General features: G+C 73.9%; 23 protein-coding genes. 9 read left to right on the top strand and 14 right to left on the bottom strand.

Features of this window, described 5'->3' with window-relative positions; all coding sequences use genetic code 11:
- The 6 genes from F8279_RS20965 to F8279_RS20940 all read right to left on the bottom strand — a co-directional run.
- Nucleotides 1-910 (bottom strand): hydroxymethylglutaryl-CoA lyase (locus tag F8279_RS20965; protein ID WP_151500823.1); only part of this gene is annotated, 910 nt, incomplete at its 3' end.
- A 41-nt stretch (nt 911-951) separates the two neighbouring features.
- Nucleotides 952-2,289 carry an acetyl/propionyl/methylcrotonyl-CoA carboxylase subunit alpha gene (locus F8279_RS20960; protein WP_151500826.1) on the bottom strand — a complete coding sequence of 446 codons (1,338 nt, stop codon included), beginning with the start codon at nt 2,287-2,289 and terminating at the stop codon, nt 952-954.
- Between the two features lie 77 nt (nt 2,290-2,366).
- The gene (locus tag F8279_RS20955; RefSeq protein WP_151500822.1) at nt 2,367-2,981 is read right to left on the bottom strand and encodes a TetR/AcrR family transcriptional regulator; all 615 of its coding nucleotides are present in this window, start codon (nt 2,979-2,981) and stop codon (nt 2,367-2,369) included.
- Nucleotides 2,982-3,053: 72 nt separating this feature from the next.
- The gene (locus F8279_RS20950) at nt 3,054-5,897 is read right to left on the bottom strand and encodes a hypothetical protein (RefSeq protein WP_151500821.1); all 2,844 of its coding nucleotides are present in this window, start codon (nt 5,895-5,897) and stop codon (nt 3,054-3,056) included.
- Entirely contained in the window at nt 5,890-7,683 is a 1,794-nt protein-coding gene (locus F8279_RS20945; protein WP_151500820.1) for an HSP90 family protein, read from the bottom strand. Before F8279_RS20945 ends, F8279_RS20950 begins: the two co-directional genes overlap by 8 nt.
- Before the next feature lie 155 nt (nt 7,684-7,838).
- Nucleotides 7,839-8,999 (bottom strand): FAD-dependent monooxygenase, encoded by a 1,161-nt coding sequence (locus F8279_RS20940; RefSeq protein ID WP_091413643.1) that lies wholly within the window; start codon nt 8,997-8,999, stop codon nt 7,839-7,841.
- A gap of 91 nt (nt 9,000-9,090) precedes the next feature.
- On the opposite strand from F8279_RS20940, the gene F8279_RS20935 reads away from it, so the two are divergent.
- The 3 genes from F8279_RS20935 to F8279_RS20925 are packed head-to-tail and all read left to right on the top strand — an operon-like array spanning nt 9,091 to nt 11,427.
- On the top strand, nt 9,091-9,690 hold the full coding sequence (locus F8279_RS20935; protein ID WP_091413640.1) for a TetR family transcriptional regulator: 600 nt from the start codon (nt 9,091-9,093) through the stop codon (nt 9,688-9,690).
- A 16-nt stretch (nt 9,691-9,706) separates the two neighbouring features.
- Nucleotides 9,707-10,237 carry a SigE family RNA polymerase sigma factor gene (locus F8279_RS20930; protein ID WP_091413638.1) on the top strand — a complete coding sequence of 177 codons (531 nt, stop codon included), beginning with the start codon at nt 9,707-9,709 and terminating at the stop codon, nt 10,235-10,237.
- The gene (locus F8279_RS20925) at nt 10,234-11,427 is read left to right on the top strand and encodes a hypothetical protein (RefSeq protein WP_151500819.1); all 1,194 of its coding nucleotides are present in this window, start codon (nt 10,234-10,236) and stop codon (nt 11,425-11,427) included. Before F8279_RS20930 ends, F8279_RS20925 begins: the two co-directional genes overlap by 4 nt.
- Before the next feature lie 77 nt (nt 11,428-11,504).
- On the opposite strand, the gene F8279_RS20920 is transcribed toward F8279_RS20925, so the two are convergent.
- Genes F8279_RS20920 through F8279_RS20910 form a run of 3 tightly spaced genes read right to left on the bottom strand, consistent with a single transcriptional unit; the run spans nt 11,505 to nt 13,667 of the window.
- A complete protein-coding gene (locus F8279_RS20920) occupies nt 11,505-12,407 on the bottom strand; it encodes a sulfurtransferase (RefSeq protein ID WP_091413633.1) in 903 nt (300 codons plus the stop codon).
- 40 nt (nt 12,408-12,447) lie between these two features.
- A complete protein-coding gene (locus tag F8279_RS20915) occupies nt 12,448-12,894 on the bottom strand; it encodes a hypothetical protein (RefSeq protein WP_091413631.1) in 447 nt (148 codons plus the stop codon).
- Nucleotides 12,895-12,896: 2 nt separating this feature from the next.
- Complete coding sequence (locus F8279_RS20910; RefSeq protein WP_091413629.1) at nt 12,897-13,667, bottom strand: SGNH/GDSL hydrolase family protein; 771 nt, start codon at nt 13,665-13,667, stop codon at nt 12,897-12,899.
- 254 nt (nt 13,668-13,921) lie between these two features.
- Here F8279_RS20910 and F8279_RS20905 point away from each other — a divergent pair, with 254 nt between their 5' ends.
- Nucleotides 13,922-15,406 (top strand): hypothetical protein, encoded by a 1,485-nt coding sequence (locus F8279_RS20905; protein WP_091413626.1) that lies wholly within the window; start codon nt 13,922-13,924, stop codon nt 15,404-15,406.
- A gap of 19 nt (nt 15,407-15,425) precedes the next feature.
- On the top strand, nt 15,426-16,829 hold the full coding sequence (locus F8279_RS20900) for a PQQ-like beta-propeller repeat protein (RefSeq protein ID WP_091413623.1): 1,404 nt from the start codon (nt 15,426-15,428) through the stop codon (nt 16,827-16,829).
- 52 nt (nt 16,830-16,881) lie between these two features.
- Here F8279_RS20900 and F8279_RS20895 read toward each other — a convergent pair whose 3' ends face one another.
- Complete coding sequence (locus F8279_RS20895) at nt 16,882-17,895, bottom strand: hypothetical protein (RefSeq protein WP_225853350.1); 1,014 nt, start codon at nt 17,893-17,895, stop codon at nt 16,882-16,884.
- A 170-nt stretch (nt 17,896-18,065) separates the two neighbouring features.
- The gene (locus F8279_RS20890; protein ID WP_225853349.1) at nt 18,066-18,794 is read right to left on the bottom strand and encodes a hypothetical protein; all 729 of its coding nucleotides are present in this window, start codon (nt 18,792-18,794) and stop codon (nt 18,066-18,068) included.
- A gap of 97 nt (nt 18,795-18,891) precedes the next feature.
- Between F8279_RS20890 and F8279_RS20885 the strand changes: the two genes are divergently transcribed.
- The 4 genes from F8279_RS20885 (at nt 18,892) to F8279_RS20870 (ending at nt 22,556) form a co-directional block, all read left to right on the top strand.
- Nucleotides 18,892-20,925, top strand: coding sequence for a proline--tRNA ligase (locus F8279_RS20885; protein ID WP_225853348.1), 2,034 nt, complete (start codon nt 18,892-18,894; stop codon nt 20,923-20,925).
- Nucleotides 20,926-20,979: 54 nt separating this feature from the next.
- On the top strand, nt 20,980-21,399 hold the full coding sequence (locus F8279_RS20880) for a CBS domain-containing protein (protein WP_091413599.1): 420 nt from the start codon (nt 20,980-20,982) through the stop codon (nt 21,397-21,399).
- A 78-nt stretch (nt 21,400-21,477) separates the two neighbouring features.
- Nucleotides 21,478-21,903, top strand: coding sequence for a SufE family protein (locus F8279_RS20875; RefSeq protein WP_013283255.1), 426 nt, complete (start codon nt 21,478-21,480; stop codon nt 21,901-21,903).
- A gap of 20 nt (nt 21,904-21,923) precedes the next feature.
- Entirely contained in the window at nt 21,924-22,556 is a 633-nt protein-coding gene (locus F8279_RS20870) for a DsbA family protein (RefSeq protein WP_128137990.1), read from the top strand.
- A gap of 36 nt (nt 22,557-22,592) precedes the next feature.
- On the opposite strand, the gene F8279_RS20865 is transcribed toward F8279_RS20870, so the two are convergent.
- The 3 genes from F8279_RS20865 to F8279_RS20855 are packed head-to-tail and all read right to left on the bottom strand — an operon-like array spanning nt 22,593 to nt 24,214.
- Nucleotides 22,593-23,141, bottom strand: a complete 549-nt coding sequence (locus F8279_RS20865; protein ID WP_151500824.1) for a YbaK/EbsC family protein — start codon at nt 23,139-23,141, stop codon at nt 22,593-22,595.
- Nucleotides 23,142-23,200: 59 nt separating this feature from the next.
- Nucleotides 23,201-23,398, bottom strand: a complete 198-nt coding sequence (locus F8279_RS20860) for a hypothetical protein (RefSeq protein WP_091413595.1) — start codon at nt 23,396-23,398, stop codon at nt 23,201-23,203.
- A 36-nt stretch (nt 23,399-23,434) separates the two neighbouring features.
- On the bottom strand, nt 23,435-24,214 hold the full coding sequence (locus F8279_RS20855) for an SDR family oxidoreductase (protein WP_151500817.1): 780 nt from the start codon (nt 24,212-24,214) through the stop codon (nt 23,435-23,437).
- Nucleotides 24,215-24,353: the final 139 nt, after the last annotated feature.

The following is a 24,353-nucleotide window of genomic DNA, read 5'->3' as shown; positions in this document are numbered from 1 at the left end:
GGGGGGTCAGGCGCGTTCGAGGGCCGGCGCGGAGGACTCCGGAGGGCAGCTTCTTGCCCACCAGGGATTCGGCCAGTTCGGCGGCCTCGATCAGGGCGTCCAGGTCGATGCCGGTGTTGACGCCCATGTCGTGCAGCATGTGCACCGCCTCCTCGGTGGCCAGGTTGCCGCTGGCACCCGGGGCGTACGGGCAGCCGCCGAGACCGCCGACGCTGGCGTCGAACTCGGTGACGCCCAGTTCCATCGCGGTGAGCATGTTCGCCAGGGCGGTCCCCCGGGTGTTGTGGAAGTGCAGCAGCACCGGCAGATGGGCGTTGCGGTCCCGTACCGCCGTGACCAGTTCGCGGACGCGCCGGGGCGTACCCATGCCCGTGGTGTCGCCGAAGGCGACGCGGTCCGCGCCGTCGCGGGCGACGCGGTCGACGATCGCGGCGACCCGTCGGGGGTCCACGTCGCCCTCGTAGGGGCAGCCGAAACTGGTCGCCACGATCACCTCGGCGGTGGCGCCCGCGCCGTGCAGCAGGTCGATCAGCTCGGCGATGTCGTCGAGCGACTCGTCGGTGGAGCGGTTGACGTTGCGGCGGTTGTGCGTGTCGCTGGCCGAGACCACCACCTCGATCTCGGTGAAGCCGGCCGCGAGCGCCCGCTGGGCGCCACGGGTGTTCGGCACCAGGGCCGAGTAGCGCACCCCGTCGACCTTCTCCGCCCGCTGCCACACCTCGTCGGCGTCGGCCATCTGCGGGATCGCCTTCGGGTGGACGAAGGAGACGGCCTCGACGCGGCGTACCCCGGTGCGGGACAGCGCGTCGAGCAGCCGCACCTTGGCGTCGGTGGGGATGGGCTCCTCGTTCTGGAGGCCGTCGCGGGGACCGACCTCACGGATGCTCACGGATTCCGGAAGTTGCGCCATCAGGTTCACCTCACTTGAGTCGAGCATGACACCGGGTGGCGTCAGCGCATCCGGGAGACGATGCCGGTGTCGTAGTCGCCGGAGAGGAACTCCTCGTTCTCCAGCAGCTCGGCGAAGAACGGCAGGTTGCACTTCGGGCCGACGATCTCGAACTGGGCGACCGCCGCCCGCGCCCGCTGGACCGCCTCCTCGCGGGTGTCCCCGGTGAGGATCAGCTTGGCCATCAGGCTGTCGTAGAACGGCGTGACGGTGTTGCCGGCGACGTAGCCGGAGTCGACGCGTACGCCCGTGCCGGACGGCTCGTTCCAGGTGGAGATCGCGCCCGGACCGGGAAGGAAGCGCTTCGGGTCCTCGGCGTTGATCCGCAGCTCGATGGCGTGACCGTGCGGCGTCAGCGCGTCCGGGTCGAACGTCGGCGCCAGGCCGGCCGCCACCCGCAACTGCTCCTCGACCAGGTCGACGCCGTAGACGTACTCGGTGACCGGGTGCTCGACCTGCAGCCGCGTGTTCATCTCCAGGAAGAAGAACTCCTGCGTGGAGGGGTCGAGCAAACATTCCACGGTGCCGGCGTTGCGGTAGCCCACCGCCTCGCCCGCGCGTACCGCCGCGGCCAGGAACCGCTCGCGCAGCTCGGGCGAGACCGCCGGGGACGGGGACTCCTCGACCAGCTTCTGGTTGCGCCGCTGCACCGAGCACTCCCGCTCGCCGAGCGCGACCACCCGGCCGTCGGCCAGGCCGAGGATCTGCACCTCGACGTGGCGCACCCGGGGGAAGTACCGCTCGATCAGCACCGAACCGTCGCCGAACATCCGCTCGGCGAACGCGCGGACCTTGTCGTACTCGGTGCGCAGCGCCGCCTCGTCCGCTGCCACGCCCATGCCCATGCCGCCGCCGCCCGCGGCGGCCTTGACCATCACCGGGTAGCCGATCTCCGCGGCGGCCGCGACCGCCGCGTCCAGGTCGGTCGCCGGCTCGGTCGTGCCGGGGGCGACCGGCACGCCGGCCGCCGCCATCAGGTTCCGGGCATTGATCTTGTCGCCCATCGCGGTGATCGCGTCGGCGCCGGGCCCGACCCAGATCAGGCCGGCCCCTTCGACGGTACGGGCGAAGTCCGCGTTCTCGGACAGGAAGCCGTAGCCGGGGTGGATCGCCTGCGCGCCGGTGCTACGGGCGGCGTCGAGGATCGCCTCCACGTTCCGGTAGCTCTGCGCCGGGTTCGCCGGGCCGACGCAGACCGCCTCGTCGGCCTCGGTCACGAACGGCAGCGCGCCGTCGGCCTCCGAGTGCACCGCGATCGTCCGGATCCCGAGCCGCTTGCCGGTACGGATGATCCGCCGCGCGATCTCCCCCCGATTCGCGACCAACAACGATTCGATCATCTTCTGCACGGACGTGACCCCTTCTCGACGCAAAGCCGGGGTCTCTTCTTAACACGCGTTAAGGTACGCGCGGCGTGTCAGGTCGGGTCGGTGGGCGCGAGCAGGGCCGCCAGGGTGGCGGCGCGCAGAAGTTCGGCCCGGCGCCGGCGATCCACCTCGCCGCCAAGGAACGGGGTCGAGTTCATCAGGCCGAACGCCGCGTGGGCGAGCACCCGGGCCTCGCCGTCGGGCAGGCCGGGATGCAGCGCGGTCAGCACCGTCACCCACTCCTCGACGTACATCCGCTGGAGCCGGCGGATCCGGCGGCGCGGCTCGTCCGGGAGGCGGTCCAGCTCGTGCAGGTGCAACGCGATCACCGCCGGGTTGGCCAGCGCGAAGTCGACGTGGAAGTCGATCAGCGACTCCAGCGCCGCACGCGGGTCGCCCGGGTGACCGGCGGCGCGTTCCCGCCCGCCCGCGAGCAACCCCTCACTCACCGGGATCAGCGCGGCGACGAGCATCGCCTCCTTGCCGGCGAAGTGGTGGTAGAGCGCCGGACCGGTGACCCCGGCCGCCGCGCCGATGTCGTCCATCGACACACCGTGGTAGCCGCGCGCCGCGAAGAGGCCGACCGCGATCTCCAGGATCTCGTCCCGCCGGGACCTGCGCCGGGCCGTACCCGCCGCCCCCCGTGCCTGCTGTTCCACCGCCACCGGACCAGCCTAGACCTCGCGTTCGAGCTGGGGCAGCCCGCGGTTACCCAACAGTTGCCCCAGCCCGTCGCGTCAGTCCTCCTCGATGCCGTGCTCGGCGCGGACCTTCGCCGCATCGGCCTCCCGGCCCTGCTCGTCGAGCGCGCGGGCCAGCAGCCAGGCGGCCTGCGTGGCCGGGCGGGAACCGGTGGGCAGCCCGCCGAGGACCGGGCGCAGCAACCCCTCGGCCTGCTCCGGCCGCCCGTCGCGCAGCAGCAGCTCGCCGGTCAGCACCTCGACCTGCGCCGCCTCGCCGAACGCCTCGATCGACCGCAGGCGCTCCGGCACGCCGTCCACCCGGTCCAGCGCGGCGGTGAGCCGGTCCTCGCCGATCAGCACCCGGGCCACCGCGTCGGCGGCCATCGCCTGCTCGTACGTGACCACCGGCGGCTCGTCGGGCCCGACCGGGAGCGCGGCCGCCGCCTCGTCCACCCGCTCGATCGCGGCCACCGCGGCCGGCAGGTCACCGGACCAGTGCAGGGCGAGCAGTTCCCGCCGCCGGGCCCGCAGCTCGTCCACCTGGTAGCCGGCGAGCCGCCAGGCGGTCGCCGCCGCCGCGAACCGCTGCGCGGCCAGGGCGTCCCGGTCGGCGTCGTAGAGCAGGCCACCGGACTCCTCCAGCACCTGCGCCCGGTGGGGAAGATTGTCGGGCCCGTCCAGGTTCTCGGCCAGCGTGTCGAGCACCGTGAGCGCCAGATCCGTCTCGCCGAGACCCGCGTAGATGCCCGACAGCATGTGCCGGCACCGGTCGGCCTCGGCCTGCGCGCCGGCCCGGTCGAGCCCGAGCACCGCCTCCTCGGCCACCTCGGCGGCCTCGGCCAGCCGCCCGGCCACCCGGTACGCCTCGGCCAGCTCCCAGCGCAGCAGCGCGTCGCCCTCCAGCCCCTGCTCGACGCAGAGGGTGACCGCCTCGGCGAGATCCTCCACCGCCTCGCCGGCCCGGTCGGCGGCCATCAGCGCCCGGCCCCGGGTCACCCGCAGCGGCAGGTGGGCGCCGGCCGGTGCGACGGACAGCGCCTCCTCACAGGCGGCCACCGCATCGGCCGGGTCGTCGGTGGCGCGGGCGTACGCCATGCAGGCGCCGGTGAGCATCTCGGCGTCGCCCAGCTCGCCCGCCAGCCAGCGGGACCGGACCGCCGCGTCCCGGAACTCCTCGGCCCGTTCCAGTTGCTCCAGCACGTGCGTACGGTGCAGCGCGACCCGCCCGGCGAGCCACGGATCCGCGTCCGCCTCCGCGGCGGCCCGGTCGAGCGCGTCGAGCGCCTCCGCCCACTGCTCGCGGTGCACGTGGGCCAGGGCGAGGCGGTCCCAGCCGGCGGCCCGGTCACGCGGCCCGCCGTGCTCGGTCAGGTAGTCGGCCGACTCCCGGGCCAGGGCCAGCCCTTCGTCCGCGCTCTCCTCGACCATGCTGAGCAGCACACCGAGCCGCCCGGCCACCACCTGGGCGCGCAGCGGGTCCGGCACCTCCCGCCACGCGGCCAGCGCCTCCCGGTTGACGTCGATCGCCATCGGCACGCTGTCGTCGTCCTGGGACAGCTCACCGGCCCGCAGCTCCAGCCGCCACGCCCGGGTGGTCGCGGGCACGTCGGCGTCGCCGAACCGCTCGTCGTACGCGCGCAACGCGGCGACCAGGCCGTCCCGGCGGTTGGTGCGCCAGAACTCCTCGGCCAGCGCGAGCAACTCGTCGGCACCGGCGTCGGCCGGCACGGTGACCGGCGGCGCGGAGGCCACCGGAGTGTTCGAGCCGGTACGCGACGCGGGCACCGCCGGGCGGCGCAGGCTCGCGGAGAGCGGCAGGTGCTCGCCGACCGGTCCGGCCGCCAGCTTGCGGGCGATCAAGCCGGACTGGTGCGTGGTGCCGTTGCGGGCGTCGAAGCGCTCGGCCAGCGCGGTCGCCGTACCGGCCAGCTCGTCGGCGAGCGCCACCGCCGGCACGTCCGCGGCCGGCCGCTCGCCGGAGGCGCGGCGGTGCACCGTCAGCTCCGCCGGCACGTGACGCAACGCCGCCGAGGCGGCAGCCGCGAAGTGCATCGCGGCAGCCGGGGTGGGTGCCCGGTCCAGCCAGTCCAGGTGCCGCTCGACCAGCTCCAGCGCGCGAGCCTCGTTGCCGGTCGCGGTGCAGAACTCGACGTGGTCGGCGATGTCCCACAGGTCGGCCAGGTTGCCACGCACCCGCCGGTACGCCTCCCGGTGCGCGTCCCGCGCGGCGTCGCCCCGGCCGGTCTCCCGGTAGGGGGTGAGCAGCGCGGTGAGGATCCCCTGCGGCTGCTCGCTACAGGTCAGCCGCCCGGCGAGCACCGGCTCGGCCAGCGCCACCGCCTCCTCGTGCCGGCCGTGCCGCACCAGGTGCGCGACCTGCGTGGTCGGGTCGCAGCCGGCGCAGTCGGACAGCGCGTCGCGGGGCGTGGTCATCCACTTGCGGTACCACTGCTCCGCCGCCTCGTCGTCGCCCAGGTGCGCGGCCACCAGGTAGCGGTGCTTGTGGACCGCCTGGAGCGAGTGCCCCGAGTCGCGGTAGCGCCGTTCCATGTCGTCGAGCACCGCGTACGTCCGGTCCAGCGGAAGCTCCGGGAACTTCACCATGGCGTTGACCATGTACTTGAAGAACCAGAGCAGCTGGTGCGTGTAGCGCTGGTGGTAGGGCTGCGGGTCCTTGTCGTACTCGGCCAGGCACCAGGAGAACGTGACGAAGGACTTCGCCGGTTCGCCGCCGTAGACGTACGCGGTGGTGCCGGTGACCCGGGCGGCGAAGGCGAGGTGCCGGTCGTCGCCCGCGTCGGCGCGGCGCAGCAACTGTTCCAGCGCGGCGATCTGCCCCGGGCCGTACGGCATGGATTCGATCTCGTGGTGCATCCGCCAGAGGTCGTCGTCAGTCACGGATCTCTCCCGGTACGGCCCGGCCGAGCAGGCCGAGGAAGGAACTGTTCAGCAGTGCGGCGTCGGCCGCCCGGATCGGGTGGTGCCCGAGCAGCAGGGCCTGCCCGTAGAGCGCCTCGACGGCCAGCCCGACCAGCTCCGGGTCGGCGAGCGTGGTGACCCGTCGGACCAGCGGGTTGCGGTGGTTGAGCACCAGTTGCGGGCGGTCCGGCGGGGCGGAGGCGGCGAGCGCGTCGAGCACGCCGCCCCACAGCTCGTCGGCCTTGTCCCGGCTGGCGGCGAGCTGGTCGTGGAACGCGGCCGACCGGGACACCAGGTAGAGCGCCGGCAGCGAGACCGGGTCGTACGCCCGGATCACGACCTCGCAGCCGAGCCGTTCCAGGGCCCGCTGCGCGGCGGTGAGGAACGGCCGCAGGGCCAGCTCGGTCGCCGGGTCGAGGATCTCGAACCGGGTGGTGAGGTCGCTCGGCTCCAGCCGCTCGATCAGCACCGAGCGGTCCACCGTGGGCAGCCGCTCGATCAGCTCGGTGTCGTACGTGTAGCCGCCGTTGACCACTGCCAGGTCCTGCGCGGCGGCCACGGCGGCGAGCTGGCGGAACTCGTCCAGGCTGGCGGCGTACCGGAGCACGCCGTGCCGCTGCCGGAACTCGGCGAGCGTGAGCGTGCCGACGTTGGTGTCCATCGGCCACCACTGGTCGACCAGCCGCAGCATCTCGTCGTCGTGCATCGCGAGCGCCTTGACCCCGAGGTGGTGCACCTGGAGGAACTCCCCGAGCCGGCGCGGGTCGTGCTTGGCGAGCCGCACCAGCCAGCCACGGATCTGGTCGCCGAGCGACTCCCGGACGGAGGTGAGCAGCACGTCCTCGTAGAGCGCCTCGCGGCTGGCGGTGGGGCGCAGCTCGCTGGCGTCGACCACGCAGTGGGCGAAGAAGGCCCATTCGGGCAGCAGCCCGTCGGCGTGCTCGCTGAGCAGCATCCGCTTGAGGTAGACGCGGTGCCCGGCCCGGGCGGCCGGGTTCACCGCGGCGGGCAGGATGAACGCCACGCCGGTCAGGCCGGCCTCGGGCACCGACAGCGGCACCACGTCGAACGGGACGAACCCGAGCAGCTCCTGCGCGTACCGCTGAAGCGCGGCCCGGTCCACGGGCGCACCGGGCGTGGTCGGCCACGGCGGCGGGCCGGAGGTGGTCGGCGTGTCACCGACCCGGACGTCGACCGGCAGCAGGCCGCCGTAGAGGCGGGCCAGCTCGGTGACCGTGGGTACGCCGAGCCACTGGTCGGCGTCGCGCCGGGGCACCAGCGTGACTGTGGTGCCGGGCTCGTCCCGGGCCTGCTCCGGCTCGGCGAGCCGCACCGCGTACCGCCCGTCGGACCAGCCCGTCCAGAGCACTGTGGGCTCGTCGGCGTGCCGGGTGACCACCCGGATCTCGTCCGCCACCAGGAAACAGGAGAGCAGGCCGATGCCGAACTGGCCGAGGAACTCGTGCCGGGAGAAGCCCAGCTCGTCGCGCTTGGAGCTGCGGCCGATGGTGGCGAGCAGCTCGTGCACCTGTGCCTCGGTCAGGCCGATGCCGGTGTCGTGTACGCGCAGCGTTCCGTCGCCGGTCAGCTCCGGCGGCTCGATGCGGACCCGCGCCGGGGCCTTCGGCTCGGCGGACCGCCGTGCGGTGATCGCGTCGACGGCGTTCTGGAGCAGCTCGCGCACGTACACCCGCGGGCTGCCGTAGAGGTGATGACTGAGCAGGTCGACCACGCCACGGAGGTCCACCTGGAAGGTGCGGTCCAATCGCGCTCCCGGTTCGGATTTTCGGCGCTCACCGTACCGGTCAGCGCCGACAGTGTCCGTCCCGTTTCACCCTCGCCCCCACTCCCCGCGATCTTGCACTCTCCGCCCGGGCAAGACCGTACACAAGGGACGGCGAAGGGGCCACCACTGCAAGATCAGCGAGGTCGAGGACGAGGGCGGGAGCTCGCGGGTTCGAAGCCCGCTAGGCGAGTGGCGATGCGCCGGCGGGCCGGCGGCAGCGCGGAGACCGCTCGGAGCAGCAGGTTGCGTAGCGGGCGGAGGGGCGGTGGTGCGGCGGCCAGGCGGGTCAGGCCGGCGGCGAAACCGAGCACCTCCTCGGCGAGGGGGCGGCGGTCGGCGGCGTACCCGTCGAGGGCCTGCGGGCCGGCGGCGAGCGCGTCGCCGAGGGCGACCGCGTCCCGCAGGCCGAGGTTCATCCCCTGCCCGCCGGCCGGGCTGTGCACGTGCGCCGCGTCCCCGGCGAGCAGCACCGGGCCGGAGCGGTACGTGCTCGCGATCCGGTGGTGGATCCGGAACCGGGACGACCACGCCATGCCGGTGATCCGGTCCGGCCGGCGCGCCGGACCGCGCTCGTCGAGCAGCGCCTGGAAGTGGTGCGCCTGCGGGTCGCGCGGCGCGTCGCCCACCGTGGCGACCAGCCGGACCGTGCCGTCGGGCAGCGGCGCCCAGACCAGCGGGCCCTGCCGGGACAGGAAGAGGCTCACCTGGTCGCGCGGGAGCGCGCTGTCCACGTGTACGTCGGCGAGCAGGAACGACTCCCCGGGGTCGGCCGGGCCACCGAAGCCGATGCCGGCGAGTTCGCGGACCCGGCTGCGCATCCCGTCCGCGCCGACGATCCAGCGTGCCCGGACCGCGCGGCCGCCGTCGAAGCACGCGACGGCGCCGTCGCCGTCGAGGTCCAGCCCGGTCATCTCGTACGGCCGCAGCACGCGCCCGCCGAGCGCGGTGAGCCGGTCGGTGAGCACCGCCTCGGTCTCGGCCTGCGAGATCAGCAGCGCGTACGGGTAGCGCGACGGCAACCGGTCGAAGGGGACGGTGAGCAGTACCCGGTCCCGGTCGCGGACGCTGAACCGGGCCGAGCGCAGCCCTCGGGCGGCGAGCGGCGCGGCGATCCCGATCCGGTCCAGCACTTCGAGGGTGCCGGCGTGCACGACTGCGGCGCGCGACGTGACCGGCGGCTCGGCGAGCCGGTCGACGACCGTCGCGGTCACGCCGTGCCCGGCCAGCGTCAGCGCCACGGCCAGGCCGGTCGGCCCGGCTCCCACCACGAGGACGTCAGTGCGTTCGGGCAGCATCGCTCCACCTCCGGGCTCGGGTCAACAACCGTTTGCCAACACTTGTTGACTCCACTGTAGAGGCGATGTCAACACGTGTTGGCCTACAGTCGTGGACGTGACCGAACCCGCCACCCGCGCCCGCCGCTCGGACGCCACCCGGGCGGCCATCCTGCGCGCCGCCCGGGAACGCTTCGCCACCGACGGCTACGACCGGGCCACCATCCGGGCCATCGCCGCCGACGCCCGCATCGACCCCTCGATGGTGATGCGCTACTACGGCAGCAAGGAGGGACTCTTCGCCGCGGCGGCCGAGTTCGACCTGCGCCTGCCCGACCTGGCCGAGGTGCCGCCGGACCGGCTCGGCGAGACACTGACCCGGCACTTCGTGCGCCGCTGGGAGGCGGACGGGACACTCGTCGCCCTGCTCCGGGCCGCCGCCACCAACCCCGGCGCGGCCGAACGGATGCGCGGCGTCTTCGCCGACCAGCTCGCCGCCGCGGTGGCCCGTTCCGTCGCCGAGCCGGCGACCGCCGCCCGGCGGGCCGGCCTGGTGGCCAGCCAGATCCTCGGTCTCGCACTCACCCGCTACGTCGTCCGGTTGCCGCCGGTGGTGGACCTCGACCCCGAGGAACTGACCGCCTGGGTCGGCCCGACGATTCAGCGCTACCTGACCCAACCTTTGCCCCCGTCCCACGCGTCTGGCGGGTGACGGAGGGAGCAGCCGGATGGGGCGGAACGCGGACGACGGGCGGGCGGACTACCTCGCCTTCGTCGAGGCGCACCAGCACCGGCTGCTGCGCGCCGCGTACCTGATCTGCGGGAACCGCCACCAGGCCGAGGACCTGCTCCAGGACGCGCTGCTCAAGCTGGCGCTGCGCTGGTCGTCGGTGCGCGACGGCGACCCGGCCGCGTACGTGCGCGCCATCCTCTATCGCGACGCCGTCTCCTGGTGGCGGCGCCGGCGACGGGAGTGGCTCAGCGCGTACCCGCCGGACCGGCCGGGCGCTGACGCCGACGCCGCGCTGCGGCTCACCGTGCGCGCCGCGCTGGACCGGCTGCCACCGCGCCAGCGGGCCGTCGTGGTGCTGCGCTACTTCGAGGACCTGACCGAGGTCGCCACCGCCGAGGCGCTCGGCGTCACCGTCGGCACCGTCAAGAGCCAGTGCCACGACGCGCTGCGCCGGCTGCGCCACGTCGTACCCGCCCCCGGCACGTCCGGGGACGACCTGGTGACCGGGATGGAGGCGAACCCGTGAACGAACCCGAGCTGACCCGGCTGCTGACCCGGGCCGCCGAGGAGATCCGGCCGACCCGGCCGGCCGAGACGGGATGGGTGCGGGCCGGGCGGGTCCGCCGCGCCCGCCGGGCCGCCGGTGCCGCGGCCGTCGCCGTGGTCCTGCTCGGCGGCGGTACGACGGCGCTGCTGCACCGCTCCGGCCCGCCCCCCGCCACACCGGCCCGCCCGACCGTGACCTCGGCGCCGAGCGCACCAGTGGTGCAGCGGCCCCCGGACCGGCTCGGACAGGCGGGCGACCCGCTGGGCCGGCTCGGCGACCCGGTCGCCGACAGCCTCTCCGGCCGCCCGGTGCGCCGGGCGCTGGCGCTCTATCAGCCGATCGACCCGGAGACCGGCGAGGCCGGCCCGGTCCGGGTGCTGGGTGACGACGGCACGGTCCGGGAACTCGACGTGGTGACGCTCGCGCCCACCCGCGACGCCGGGGGCAACGAGGCCGCTCCGCTCAAGCCGGGCAGCCTGTCGCCGGACGGCCGTACCGCCGCGTTCGCCCAGACCGGAGAGGTCGTCGTGGTCGGCCTGACCGACGGCGCGGTCCGCCGCTACCCGCTCACCGGCTACCTGGAGCACGTGGTCTGGGCCGGGGACCGGCTGGTGGTCGGAGACAACGACACCGCGTACGAACTGGACCGGCGCACCGGGTCGGCACGGAAACTCCCGGTCGACCCCTGGACGCTCGTCGTGCCCGAGCCGGGCCGGCCCGGCGACCTGTTCACTGTCGGCGGCTGGTCCGGGGACGGCGGCCTGGCCGTACGCCGGTTCCCCGCCTCCGGTGGCGCGCCGGAGCGGCGGCCGGTGACCACCGATGAGCTTCCCCCCGGTTATCAGGTGAACGAGGTGTACGGGCGAGGCTGGCAGCGCGGCGACCGGATCGGCCAGGCCGGGTGGACCACCACCGCGGGCGCCCCCGGCATGATGATCGGCGCCGAGGGCGTGGCGGTGCTCGACGCCCGGACCGGGGCGGTGACCCGCCTGCTCGACCTGGGCCGCGAGGACCGGGCGAAGGGGTGCTGCGAGGTGTACGGCTGGACCGCCGACGGCGCATTGCTGCTCCGCTACGACGCCGGGCTGGCACGGTGGCGGCCGGAGACCGGCGCTGTCGACTGGGTGGCGAGCAACGTCCCCGGCCGGCTGTCGATCGCCGCCCGCTGACCGACTCGGAACGCGGCCGGAACGAGCCGGAACCGGCCGGTGCCACCGCGCGGCGACGGCGGGACCGGCCGGGACGCTCAGCGGGTCAGGCCGCCGGGCTGGTCGCCCTTCACGACGGGGGCCCGGACCAGGTTGCCCCACTCGGTCCACGAGCCGTCGTAGTTGCGCACCTGCGGGAACCCGAGCAGGTGGTGCAGCACGAACCAGGTGTGGCTGGACCGCTCGCCGATCCGGCAGTACGCCACCACGTCGTCGGACGGGCTCAGCCCGAGCTGGTCGGCGTAGATGGCGCGCAGCTCGTCGGCGGACTTGAACGTGCCGTCGTCGTTCGCGGCGGACTTCCACGGCTTGCTCACCGCGCCCGGGATGTGCCCGCCGCGCAGCGCGCCCTCCTGCGGGTAGTCCGGCATGTGCAGCATCTCGCCGGTGTACTCGCCGGGCGACCGCACGTCCACGAGCGGCCGGCCGGCCGCCACGTGCGCCATGACCTGTTCCCGGTACGCGCGGATCGGCGCGTCGTTGCGCTCCGGCACCGGGTACGAGGCGCGGGGCCGGCTCACCTTGTCGCGGGTCAGCTCCCGGCCCTCGGCGATCCACTTCTGCCGGCCGCCGTCGAGCAGCCGCACGTCCGCGTGGCCGAAGAGGGTGAAGACCCAGAGGGCGTACGCGGCCCACCAGTTGAAGTTGTCGCCGTAGAAGACGACTGTGTCGTCCCGCCCGATGCCCTTGGCCGCGCACAGCTCGGCGAAGCTCGCGGCGTCCAGGTAGTCGCGGGTGACCTGGTCGTTGAGTTCGGTGTGCCAGTCGACCTTGACGGCGCCGGGGATGTGGCCGGTGTCGTAGAGGAGCACGTCCTCGTCGGACTCGACCACCACGAGCCCTTCGTCGCCCAGGTGCTCGGCCAGCCACTCGGTGGTGACCAGGCGCTGCGGGTCGGCGTACGACTGGAGGTGGGGATGCGGATCGCTCGGCACAGGCATGATCCCCAAGGTACGCCGGATCAGCGGAGTACGGTGCCGGTCAGGCGCGGCGGTGCACCAGCCGGCCGGCGACCACGGTGGCCAGGCAGGAGCCGTCCGGGCCGAACACGGCGAGGTCGGCCCGCCCGCCGGTCACCAGCGCGGGCGGCCGGGCCACGGGCAGCACCGACACGTCGTTGCGCGCCGCGGCGGATCGCAACGCCGGATCGGTGACGTGCCGGTCGACCACCGCGGCGACGCCGAGCCGGAACAGCGCGTGCACCCGCTCGCGGGGCGTGGGCGCCGGGGGCAGCGGACCGTCGTGCACGAGTGCCGGCCCGAGCGTGCCGGCCCACCGCCGCACCCGCACCCCGGGGTACGCGCCGGACAGCTCGGCCGCCGGCACGATCGCCTCGACCCGGTCACCGGCGACCACCACGGCCAGCCCGGCGCGGGGCGGGTCGTCAGGTGTCAGCCGCAGCAGGTCGGCGGCGTGGACCGTACGCACGCTCAGTCGGCTTCGACCGGCCCGAGCACCGGCCGCTTCGCGGTGACGAAGTCGCCGGAGGACCGCCCGGTCAGCCGGCGCTTGATCCACGGCGCCAGGTGCTTGCCGGCCCAGCGCAGGTCGGCGGCGCGCGCGGCGAGCCACGGGCTGGGCGCCGGGTGCGGCGGCACCAGCAGCCACTCCTCGTCGCAGCCGACGCCGAGCGCGGTGAGCACCTGCGCGGCTACCCGGCGGTGGCCCTCCGCGGAGAGGTGAATCCGGTCGGTGCTCCAGAGCAGCGGGTTGAGGTAGGTGTCGTCGGAGTACAGGTCGACCAGGATCGCGCCGTGCCGCTCGGCCACCTCGCCGACCACCCGGTTGAGCAGCGCCACGCGCGGGGCCATCATCCGCTGGCCGGGCAGCCGGGACATCACGTCGGCGAACCGGAACAGCACCACGTCGCTGCCGCCGGACCGCAGCCGCTGCACCACCGAGTCGAAGCGGGGGACGAACGCGCCCGGATCGAAGCTGCGGCGCAGCACGTCGTTGCCGCCGGCCGCGAAGCTGATCAGGTCGGGCTTCATGGCCAGCGCGGACGGCACCTGCTCGGCCACCACGTTGGGGAACAGCCGGCCCCGGATGGCCAGGTTGGCGTACCCGAAGTCGGGACCGGCCTCGGCGGCGAGGCGGGTGGCGACCAGATCGGCCCAGCCCCGATAGCTGCCGTCCGGATATGCGTCGTCCATGCCCTCGGTGAAGCTGTCGCCCACCGCCACGTAGCTGCGCCAGCGCACGGCGCCTCCCTCAGACGTCCCGGCAGAAGTGCGTCGCACAGTCTGTCACCGCGCGGACCGGTCCCGCTGGCCCTGAGCCCCGGACGTGGCGGATGTCTCGACGTCCTGTTGACGGGAGGCACCCGACGGGACAAATCCGTCCGACACGTCCGGCGGGGCAGAATCCGCCGCCCGGACCGGGGATGATGTCTGCCGTCATCCGGCTGCGCGAAACCGTCCGGCCGGTCCCGCACCCGGCACGAGCGAGGAACCACATGACGCAGGGGCACCCACCGGCGGCGGGCTGGCCACCGCCCGGCAATGCCGACCCCCGGTACGGCGCGGCACCGCCGCCCGCGCAGCCGGCTCCGTGGGGGCCGCCGCCCCCGGCGCCGAAGTCCCGCCGTGGGCTCTGGATCGGGCTCGCGGCGGGCGCGCTCGCGCTGGCGGTCTGCGCCGGCACGGCGGTCGGCGTCGGGCTGAGCATGCGCGGCGACGACGAGGACGGCCCGGCGCCGAAGGCGGCAGCCGGCGCGAACGGCGTCACCGTCACCGACGCCGAGCTGACCGCCCTGCTCGACCGGCACAGCACGGCGCTGGCGGCGAAGGACCTGGACGGCTACCTGGCCGCGTTCGACCCGGCCCGCAAAGAGCTGGTCACCGGGCAGGCCCAGCTGTTCCGCAACCTGGCGAAGCTGCCGCTGTCGGTGGCCCGCTACGAGATGATCGAGAAGCAGGGCCGCGTGAGCGACGCCTTCGGGCAGGGCGTCACGTTCCAGCTCGACGTCTCCTTCGTGCACCAGCTGGACGGCTTCGACCCGGCACCGGTCGCCGAGTGGTACCGCTGGACGATCGTCCGCGCCGGCAAGGACGCGCCCATCCAGGTCACTGCGGTGACCGGCGCGCCGGCCGGCGGCAACGGCGACTCGAAGACCGTCTACTACCCCGGGCCGTGGGACAAGTGGCAGGAGATCCATGTCGAGCGGACCCCGTTCGCCCTGATCATCACCGACGCGGCCCGGGCCGGCGTGGCGAGGCGGTACGCCCCGGCCGTCGACAAGGCGGTGACGAACAACCTGGCCGTGTGGCGGGCCAACGCGCCGCCCGAGCCGGTGTCGGACAAGTTCGTCGTCACGCTCGCCGACGGCAAGGACGAGATGACCTCGCTCTACCGGATCGGCACCGAGAAGGCCACCGAGGCGGGCTACTCGGTGGGCATGGTCGCGGCCGAGCGCAAGGACGGCAAGGACACGATCGGCGGCACCCGAATCGTGGTGGACACCAGCGATCGTTACTTCACCCGCTCCGGCGGCGACAACGACGCCCACATGGTGTTGCGGCACGAGATCGCGCACTCCCTGATGACACTCCGCACCGACCTGGCCGCCGTGGACGAGTTCAGCAAGCTCGACGAGTGGGTGGTGGAGGGCTTCGCCGAGTACATCGCCTTCCACGGCCGCCCGCTGGCCGCCAGCGACCGCACCGCGCCGTCCCGGCAGTTGGTCCGCAACGGCTGGAACGGCGCGCTGCCCGGCAACAGCGACTGGGACAACCCCGGGATGCTGACCTTCCACTACTGGCTCGGGCACACCGCGATGAACCACCTCGCCGAGAAGCACGGCGAGCCGAAGCTGTTCCGCTTCGTCGAGGCGGTCTACGCCGGCACCCCGACCGACCGCGCCGCCCGGGACGTGCTCGGCGTGTCGCTCGACGAGTTCCGGGCCGGCTGGGCCGACTACGTCCGCGAACTGGACGGCTGACGGAAACGGGAGACGACCGATGACCTATCAGCACCAGCAGTACCCGCCGCCCGCGTACCCGCCGGTGGGCCGGCCGGGTCCGGCCGGTGCGCCGCCGGCGGCGCCGAAGCGGCGCGGGCGCGTGGCGCTGCTCGTCGCCGGCGGCCTGGTGGCGGTGCTCGCGGTCGCGGCCGGCACCGCCTACGGCGTGTCCCGGCTGGTCGGCGGCGGTGACGACGACGGGAAGAAGCTGCGCACCGCGTGGGTGCTGGACTTCCCGGAGCGGCAGCGCAACGGGCTGAAGACGTACGACGGGCAGGACATGTTCGGCGCCTGGCTGGTCGGTGACGCCGTGGTCCGGGCCCAGCCGGACGGGATCATCGCCTACCGGCTCGGCGACGGCGCACAGGCGTGGGGGGTGCCCGCGCCGCAGGCGTCCTCGCTGTGCGCGGCCGCGCAGACGCTCGCCGAGGGGCGGGGTGTGGTGGCGCTCGGTTCCGCCGACTCCTGCGACACGATCGTCGGTTTCGACGCGGCCGGCGGCACGCAGACGTGGCGGGCGACGTTCCCTGTCGAACGCCGGACGGGCCGGTCCGAGATGGTCGCCCCGGACCTGTCCGTGGCCGCCGGGCAGGTGGTCGTGCGCAGCGGCGAGAGCGTTCTCGGCTACTCCCTGGCCGACGGCAAGCGGCTGTGGCAGACCGACGCCGACCGGCTGCTGCCCGGTCGCGACTGCCGTCTGACCCAGGCGCAGGCCGCCGGGGACCAGGCGGTGGTCACCGCGCGCTGTGACGGCGACCAGGGCGCGCTGCTCGGCCTGGACCCGGCCACCGGCAAGCCGCGCTGGCAGCAGAAACTGCCCGCCGCGCAGCAGAGCGCCGGGGTGCTGAGCGTCGACCCGCTGGTCAGCCTGCCCGGCCTGGTCGGCGAGACGTTCGTCGCGCGCGACGCCGCCGGCAAGACGCGGGCCACGTTCGGCAACCCCGTCGACGGTACGCGGTTCAGCGACCTTCCGATCAACCGCTCCAACACGGTCAGCGGGCCGGAGATCCGGCCGTACCTGGCCGACGCGGACACGCTCTACCTGCCCACCGAGGCGACGAACGTCGGCGGCAAGATGCGCCAGGCCAACCAGGTGGTGGCGATCGACCTGGCCACCGGCAAGCGGCGCTGGGTGTCGGCCGGGCACACCGACGGCGAGGTGGAACTCATCCGCCTCGACGAGCAGGGCGTGCTGGCGTGGGAGGTGGGCGACCGGCGGGATCTCGCCCCGCGGCTGGTCCGCATCGACCCGGCCACCGGCACGGTGAGCGTGCTGGCCGAGGCGCCGCTGTCGGCCGGCACCGAGGGCAGCGACGCGAAGGTGCTGGAGCGCGACGGCACTGTGGTGCTGGTGCCGTGGAAGCACGTCACGGCGGACGCGGCGATCACCGTCCTGCGCTGAGAACGACGCGGGGCGGGCCACCCGTCGGTGACCCGCCCCGCGTCGCCTTTCGTCAGGCAGGCACGTAAGCCAGCAGCGGCGCCCCGCTCAGCCCCGCCGGCTCGGTCACGGTCCCGACCGGCTGGAAACGCTTGTCCAGAACGCTGATGCCGTTGTCGCGCCGGACCAGCACCGTGCCGTCGGTGCTGAACAGGATGCTCCGTACCTCGCCCGTGCCGGGCAGGTCGACCACCTTGCTGGTCCTGGTGTCGACCACCGCGAAGCTCCCGTCGTTGCGGGTCTCGTCCTTGTTGATCCAGCCGACGGCCACGTACCGGCCGTCCGCCGAGACGCTGCGCACCCGCCAGCCGTCGTAGCGGGCCGCCTGGGCCGCCGGCGGCGTGTAGCGGTAGAACGTCATCTTCGGGTCGGTCGTCGCGTACGGCCGGCCCTCGGAGACGGCGGCCCAGTTGCGGCCGTCCGGCGTCCACCACTTCAGAGTCTCGTTGCCGGCGTCGCCGTCGGCGGGCTTGCGGCTGCTCAGGTCGATGAGCGCCATGTGGCCGTCCTGCTGCACCAGCACCCGGTCGTTGGTGTTCCACACGAGCGGGTCGCCGCCGTCGCAGGGCGCCTTGCCGGAGAAGGGCGGCTCCGCCGCGATGGTGGCCCGGTCGCTGCCGTCGATCCGGGTGGTCACGAGCTTGCCGGCCTCCGCTCCGGCCGCTCCCTCCACCCAGGCCAGCCGCTCGCCGTACGGCGAGATCGTGATGGTGTTCCGGACGCAGTCGCCGCCGCCGTACGGGACGCTGGCGCTCACCCGGTCGGTACCGCCCTTGACGACGTGCACCTCCGCGGCCTGTTCGCCGAACGACAGGTAGTACCGGGTGCCGGGCAGTGCGGCGGAGGAGGCGTCCGACGGGCTCGGGGCGGCGGACGACGGTGCGGCGGCGGACGACTGCCCGGCTGCGGGGGCGGACGGCGTGGACCCGCCGTCGCCGCAGGCGCTCACGCCCACGGCGACGAACGCGGCGGCGGCGAGGGCGGCGACGGCACGTAGTCCGCGGGCGCTGGTGACGATGACGTTCACGATTCGATCCTCGGGGGTTGGTTGGTGCGCGTCTCTGATGCACTCCCAGACGTCGGTTTCGATCTGCATGGTTGCCGCCTGATCGAAAGAACTTCGGCCCGGGTCGGCGGACGCGGACAGGCCCCCGGCGCACGAAGCGCCAGGGGCCTGTAGGGGTTGTCTGAGGCGGCTCAGGGCACGTACGCCAGCAGTGCCCGGTTCCGGGTCGGTGCCGGCTCGGTCACCGTGCCGAGTGGCTTGAACTCACGGTCGAGGACCGTGATGCCGGTACCGCGCCGCAGCAGCACCGTGCCGTCGGCGCTGAACAGGATGCTGCGCACCTCGCCCGTGCCGGGCAGGTCGACCACCTTGCTGGTCTCGGTGTCGACCACCGCGAAGCTGCCGTCCCGGCGGGACGGGTCGGTGCCGATCCAGCCCACAGCCACGTAACGGCCGTCGGTGGACACGCTGCGGGCCTCCCAGCCGCCCCACTTCGTGGCCTCCTGCTCGGGTGGGGTGTAGGTGTACTGCCGCAGGTCGGTGGTGTCCGAGACGTAGGGCTTGCCGTCCGACTCGGCGGCCAGCCAGGCGCCGTCGGCGGACCAGCAGCGTTTGGTCTCCTGTCCCGGGTCGCCGACGACCTGCTTGTTGGCCGCCACGTCGTAGAGCACGGACTGGCGGTTCTTCCGCTGCACCATCAACAGGTCGTCGCCCTTCCACCGCAGCGGCCGGGCACCGAGGCAACTGATTCCCTCCGCGAGGGTCGTCGCCCCCTTCTCTCCGACGGTGGCGATCAGCAGCACCCCGTTCGCGTTGTCGGTGCTGTCCTGCACCCACACCACCCGCTTGCCGTCCGGCGAGATGCTGACGGTGTTGGCCTCGCAGCGAGAGGCGGCTTCGTGGACGACCTCGTGAACCACCCGGTCCTGCGTGCCGCGGACCTCGTGGATCCGCGACCGGGTGGACGTCTGCTGCAGGTAGTAGCGGGTACCGGCCAGCGACGACTGCGCCTGGCCCGTGGCGGTGCTCGCGTCGGCGGACGACGTGCGGGACGGTTCGGTGGAGGGCGTACGGGACGGCTCGACCGGCGGGGTGGTGACTGTGACCGACGGCCCGGCCGGCGCGGGCGCCTGGCTGTTCGGCCGGATCGCCAGTGCCGTTCCGGTCGCGGCGGCCAGCACCACGAGCGCGGCGGCGGAGGTGGCGACGGCCCGCTGGATGCCGAGCCGCCGCGAGGTACGCAGCGCCCGGTCCCGCAGGTCGACCGGGGTGACCTCCTCGGCCAGGTCGGACAGGTCGAAACGCAGGCTCCGGACCCTGCGCGAGGACCCGGCCGACGCGGAGGTGCCGAGCCACCGGCTGCTGCTGCGCGCCGGTTACGTCCGCCGGGCCGCGCCGGGCGGCTACACCTGGCTGCCGCTGGGCAAGCTCGTGCTGGACCGGATCACCGCGATCGTGCGGGACGAGATGACCGCGATCGGCGACCAGGAGGTGCACTTCCCGGCGCTGCTCCCGGCCGAGCCGTACCGGACCAGCGGGCGGTGGACCGAGTACGGGGACGACATCTTCACGCTCGCCGACCGGAAGGGCGCCGAGCACCTGCTCGCACCGACCCACGAGGAACTGGCCGCGCTCCTGGTGAAGGACCTGTTCACGTCGTACCGGGACTTCCCGGTGACGCTGTTCCAGATCCAGACCAAGTTCCGCGACGAGGCCCGGCCCCGGGCCGGTCTGCTGCGCGGGCGCGAGTTCCTGATGAAGGACGCCTACTCGTTCGACCTGGACGAGGCCGGGCTCCAGCAGGCGTACGACCGCCATCGGGCCGCCTACGAGCGCGTCTTCACCCGGCTCGGGCTGGACTTCACCACTGTCCACGCGATGTCCGGCGCGATGGGTGGGTCCGCGTCGGAGGAGTTCCTGGCCGCCGCGCCCGTCGGCGAGGACACGTTCGTCGGCTGCACCACCTGCGACTACGCGGCGAACACCGAGGCGGTGGTGACCCGCGCCCCGGCCGCCGGTGACCCCGACGCACACCCGTCCAGCGAGGTGCACGACACCCCGGAGACGCCGAGCATCGCGGCCCTGGTCGAGCTGGCCGAGGCCCGGAAGCTGGGCGGGCGCATCGGCTGGACCGCCGCCGACACCTTGAAGAACGTGGTCCTCACCGTCCGCCGGCCCGGCGTCGAGCGGGCCGAACCGCTGGTGATCGGCCTGCCCGGTGACCGCGAGGTGGACCTCAAGCGGGTCGAGGCGGTGCTCGCCCCGGCCACAGTGGCGGTCTTCGAGGACTGGGACGCCCACCCGGAGCTGGTCCGCGGCTACATCGGACCGCAGATCCTGGCCAAGCACGGCATCCGCTACCTGGTCGACCCCCGCGTGGTGCCCGGCACCGCGTGGCTGACCGGCGCGAACGAGCCGGGGCGGCACGCCACCGACGTGGTGTGCGGGCGCGACTTCGTACCGGACGGCACGATCGAGGCCGCCGAGGTACGGCCCGGCGACCCCTGCCCGGCCTGCGCCGACGGTGAGCTGACCATCCGGCGGGGCATCGAGATCGGGCACATCTTCCAGCTCGGACGCCGGTACACCGACGCGTTCGCGGTCGACGTGCTCGGCCCCCAGGGCAAGCCGGTCCGGCCCACGATGGGCTGCTACGGCATCGGCGTGTCCCGGGCGGTCGCCGCCGTGGCCGAACAGCACCACGACGACCGAGGGCTGATCTGGCCGGCCGCTGTCGCGCCGTGCGACGTACACCTGATCGCCGCCGGGAAAGGGCCGCAGCTCGACGCGGCGCTCGACCTCGGCGGGCGCCTCGCCGCGGCCGGCCTGCGGGTGCTGGTCGACGACCGCACGCACGTGTCAGCCGGGGTGAAGTTCACCGACGCCGAGCTGATCGGCATCCCGCGCGCCGTCGTGGTCGGCCGCCGCCTGGCCGAGGGGTACGTGGAGCTGCGCGACCGGGCCACCGGCGAGCGCACCGAGTTGCCGGTGGAGGCCATCGTGGAGCGCCTGCGCGACGAGGTGGGCGCGACGCGCCGCGACGGGGTGTAGCGAGCGCGCCACCGGGTACCGCAGACGGATCGACCAAAGCTTTCGGAGGCTCTCATGTTCCGCGTCAGTGACGTGATGACCAGGCAGGTGGTCTACCTCTCGGCGGAGACCCCGTTGGACGAGGCGGCCCGGGTGATGAAGGAGTCGGACATCGGCGACGTGGTGGTGACCGACGGCGCCACGCTCGCCGGCATGCTGACCGACCGCGACATCGTGGTCCGGGCGGTGGCCGAGCGCGCCGACCCCGGCACCACCACGATCGGCTCGATCATCACCCGCGAGGTGGTGATGATCGAGCAGCACTGCACGGCGAACGAGGCGGCGGCGCTGATGCGCGAGCGCAACATCCGCCGGGTGCTCGTGTGCGACAGCGATCGCAAGCTCGTCGGCATCGTCTCCCTCGGCGACCTCGCCATGCAGCTCGACCCCCAGTCGGCGCTCAGCGACATCAGCGAGGCCGCGCCGAACGTGTGAGCGCGGGCCCCGCACGTGCGGCGGGGCCCCCGCCCGGCACGTCGGGTGGCGACGCGCGGCGGCGGATAGCCTCGACCCATGCCCGAGATGCCGACCAAGCTGGCCGAGATCGTCGACGAGTTCGCCGCCGCACCCCGCGACGTCGTCCTGGAGATGCTGCTGGAGTTCGCCGACGTGATCCCGCCCCTCCCGGAGGGTGTGAACCGGGAGGAGCTGGAGCAGGTCCCCGAGTGCCAGACGGCGTTCTTCCTGCGCGCCGAGGTGAACGCGGACAAGACCGTGAGCACTGTCTTCGACTGCCCGCCGGAGGCTCCCACCACCCGGGCGTTCGCCGGCATCCTCGCCGAAGGGCTGGCCGGGGCGAGCGCCGAGGAGGTGCTGGCCGTACCGGACGACCTCTACCAGCGGATGGGCCTGGCCCAGGCGATCAGCCCGCTGCGGGTACGCGGCGGCACCGCCATCCTGGCCCGGCTCAAGCGCCAGGTCCGGGAACAGATCTCCTGACCCGCGGGTTGTCGCTGGTCATGGACATCGAGATCTACGCCGACGTGGTCTGCCCCTGGTGCTGGATCGGCAAGCGCCGACTGGAACAGGCCCTGGAGTCGTACGACGGCGAGGTGACGGTCCGGTTCCGGCCGTTCCAGCTGGACCCGACGCCGGTCACCGAGCCGAAGCCGCTGCTCGAGGCGCTCGGCGACAAGTTCGGCGGGCGGGACAAGGCCGAGGGCATGGCCGCGCACGTGACGGGCGTCGCCGCGGGCGCTGGCCTCGACCTGCGGTTCGACCGGGCGGTGGCCGCGAACACGTTCGACGCGCACCGGCTGGTGCGGTTCGCCACCGAGCACGGCCGCTCCGCCGAGATGGTCGAGCGGCTCTACCGGGCGCACTTCCACGACGGCGTCGACGTCGGCTCGATCGACGCGCTCGTCACGCTGGCAGGTGAGGCCGGCCTGGACGAGACCGAGGCGCGGCAGTACCTGGAGTCGAACCTGGGCCGCCGGGAGGTGGCCGCCGACCTGAGCACCGCCCACCAGCTCGGCGTCTCCAGCGTGCCCACGTTCGTGCTGGCCGGAAAGTACGCGGTCACCGGCGCCCAGGAGCCGGAGACGCTGCTCGCCGCGCTGCGCGAGGTGGCGCAGCGCGAAGCGGCGGCCTGATGTTTCACGTGGAACAAGATCGATGCGGATGAGGACCTAGGCCGGCTTGGCCAGGTCCTCCACCACCCTCGCCCCGGGCAGCGCGCCGAGCGCCGGCCCGGGCAGGGCGATCTTGCTGTGCCGTGCGCCCGACCCGATGATCACGTGCGGCGTGGCGATCACCCGGGAGTCGACGAGGATCGGCCAGTCCGCCGGCAGGCCGATCGGCGTGATCCCGCCGTACTCCATGCCGCTCAACTCGACCGCCTCGGCCATCGGCGCGAAGCTCGCCTTGCGCACGTCGAGCAGCTTGCGGACCACACCGTTCACGTCGGCACGGGTGGTGGCGAGCACGACACAGGCCGCGTAGCGGGTCTCGCCGCCGCGCTTGCCGGCGACCACGACGCAGTTGGCCGACTCCTCCAGCCCCACCTGGTACGCCTCGCAGAAGGCAGCGGTGTCGGCCAGCTCGGCGTCGATCGGGGCGACGAGCACGTCGTCCACGTCCACCGGGGCCTCGCCCGGCCACGCCTGCACCACTGCGGCGACCGGCGGGGCGAGCAGGTCGAGCCGCGCCCGGGCCGGCTCCGTCTTCAGCGTCCCCATCATGCCGCGATCCTCGCACCCGCCCGGCGGATCGAGCTGCTGGACCCCGCCCGCGCCCTTCAGTTGGGATTGGTGAGGAAGGCGTTCTCCTGGGCGAAGTCCCGGCTCTCGGTCGTGGTGAGCTGCCGACGACGCAGCACCTCGGGACGGTTCGCCTCGGCGTCCTCGATGCCGTGCCGGACACCGACCCGGATCACGCCGTAGAGGAAGACGAAACCGAAGACGTAGAGGACCACTGTGGTGACGAAGACCAGCATGCGGTCACCGTAGGACGGTGCGGACCCGACCGTTTCTCATCTTCCGCCGGTTCCCCCGTACGTGTCCGCGAGGTAGTCGGCCCAGGTCCGGGTACCGGCCGGCGTGGCGGTCGTGGTGAGGCCACCCGCGCGCAGCTCCCGCCCGAGCCGGCCGGGAATCCGGACCGGCAGCAGCGGACGGCGTACCCGCCGGGCCGCGAGCCAGGCCCGGGCCGCCTCGTCGAAGCGCAGCACCTCCGGTCCGCCGAAGTCCTCGACCCGGTTCGACGGCCCGGCCAGCAGCAGGACCGCGAGCCGGTCCGCCACCTCACCGGGGTCGACCGGCTGGGCGAGCACCGCCCGGTCCCCGATCACCGGGCCGAGGCGGCTCGCGCCGCTCAGCAGCCCGGCCAGGAACTCCGGGAACTGGGTCGCCCGCAGCACGCTCCACGGCACCGGCCCGGCGGCCACCACCTGCTCGGCCGCGAGCTTGTGCCGGTAGTAGCCGAGCGGCACCCGGTCGACGCCGACGATCGACACGAAGACCAGGTGACGCACCCCGGCGTGACCGGCGGCCACGGCGAGCCGGCGGGTGCCGAGCACGTCGACGTCGTGGGTACGCCGCTGCGGCGACGAGGCCAGGTGCAGCACCGCGTCCACCCCGGCGACCGCCTCCGCCAGCCCCGCGCCGGTGGCCAGGTCGGCGGTCACCCACTCGACCCCGTCCCCGGTACGCGGCCGGCGACTCATCGCCCGGAGCGTGAAGCCCTCGTCCCGCAGCCGCGGTACCGCCACCCGCCCGAGCCGCCCGGTCGCCCCGGTCACCAGCACCCGCATCGCCACTCCTCCCGCTCACGCGCAGCCGCCACACCGCGGCTCCCCGGTGGGACGGAACGCCGACCCGGATCGTGACAGCCGCCCGCTCGGCAGCCCTCCACCCGATCCTGCGCCATCCGACGGCCCGCCCGGCCCGGAT

This window comes from Micromonospora sp. AMSO1212t, assembly GCF_008868145.1.
In the GTDB taxonomy this organism is placed as follows: Bacteria; Actinomycetota; Actinomycetes; order Mycobacteriales; family Micromonosporaceae; genus Micromonospora; species Micromonospora tulbaghiae.
The sequence above is the reverse complement of the archived record's forward strand: the minus strand, read 5'-3'. Positions and strand labels throughout refer to the sequence as shown.